Source organism: Vibrio sp. HENC-03, assembly GCF_000305755.2.
Classification (GTDB): domain Bacteria; phylum Pseudomonadota; class Gammaproteobacteria; order Enterobacterales; family Vibrionaceae; genus Vibrio; species Vibrio owensii.
This window is the reverse complement of record NZ_JH976105.1, coordinates 1-1607: the sequence shown is the minus strand read 5'-3', so window position 1 is coordinate 1607 and position 1607 is coordinate 1. Positions and strand designations below refer to the sequence as shown.

Here is a 1607-nt window from a genome sequence, read left to right as displayed (position 1 = left end):
TCAGCCTACGCACTTGAACCTGGACAACCGTCGCCAGGCCCACCTAGCCTTCTCCGTCCCCCCATCGCAATTGTAAGAAGTACGGGAATATTAACCCGTTTCCCATCGACTACGCCTTTCGGCCTCGCCTTAGGGGTCGACTTACCCTGCCCCGATTAACGTTGGACAGGAACCCTTGGTCTTCCGGCGAGGAGGTTTTTCACCCCCTTTATCGTTACTCATGTCAGCATTCGCACTTCTGATACGTCCAGCATGCGTTACCACACACCTTCAACCGCTTACAGAACGCTCCCCTACCCAATGCACAAAGTGCATTGCCGCAGCTTCGGTTTACTACTTAGCCCCGTTACATCTTCCGCGCAGGCCGACTCGACCAGTGAGCTATTACGCTTTCTTTAAATGATGGCTGCTTCTAAGCCAACATCCTGGCTGTCTGAGCCTTCCCACATCGTTTCCCACTTAGTAGTAATTTGGGACCTTAGCTGGCGGTCTGGGTTGTTTCCCTCTCCACGACGGACGTTAGCACCCGCCGTGTGTCTCCCGGATAGTACTTACTGGTATTCGGAGTTTGCAAAGGGTTGGTAAGTCGGGATGACCCCCTAGCCTTAACAGTGCTCTACCCCCAGTAGTATTCGTCCGAGGCGCTACCTAAATAGCTTTCGGGGAGAACCAGCTATCTCCAGGTTTGATTGGCCTTTCACCCCTAGCCACAAGTCATCCGCTAATTTTTCAACATTAGTCGGTTCGGTCCTCCAATTGATGTTACTCAATCTTCAACCTGCCCATGGCTAGATCACCTGGTTTCGGGTCTATATCCAGCGACTGAGTCGCGCAGTTAACACTCGCTTTCGCTACGGCTCCCCTAGATGGTTAACCTTGCCACTGAATATAAGTCGCTGACCCATTATACAAAAGGTACGCAGTCACACCACGAAGGTGCTCCTACTGCTTGTACGTACACGGTTTCAGGTTCTATTTCACTCCCCTCACAGGGGTTCTTTTCGCCTTTCCCTCACGGTACTGGTTCACTATCGGTCAGTCAGTAGTATTTAGCCTTGGAGGATGGTCCCCCCATATTCAGACAGGATATCACGTGTCCCGCCCTACTCGATTTCACTTTATATGCGTTGCCGGTTACGGGGCTATCACCCTGTATCGCACAACTTTCCAGAAGTTTCACCTGACGCATAAAAAGCTTAAGGGCTAGTCCAATTTCGCTCGCCGCTACTTTCGGAATCTCGGTTGATTTCTTTTCCTCGGGGTACTTAGATGTTTCAGTTCCCCCGGTTCGCCTCGCTGCGCTATGTATTCACGCAGCGATACTTACTTATGTAAGTGGGTTTCCCCATTCGGAAATCCCAGACTCAAATGGTTTTTACTACCTAATCTGGGCTTATCGCAAGTTAATACGTCCTTCATCGCCTCTGACTGCCCAAGGCATCCACCGTGTACGCTTAGTCACTTAACCATACAACCCGAAGGAGTTTCGAGTTGATGTTCAAATCACCAAAGTTGTCTCTCATTATTTGAATGAGCGAGAGACATTTCGATTTTGCCGGACTCAATTTCGAATAATCACTGTAAAAGTGATATTCCCAAGAACACTT

1 rRNA gene is annotated in these 1607 nt (G+C 49.8%); it reads right to left on the bottom strand.

The window, feature by feature from the left end:
* Positions 1–1468, bottom strand: a 23S ribosomal RNA gene (locus tag VCHENC03_RS17170); the annotation flags it as partial.
* Between the last annotated feature and the right edge of the window lie 139 nt (positions 1469–1607).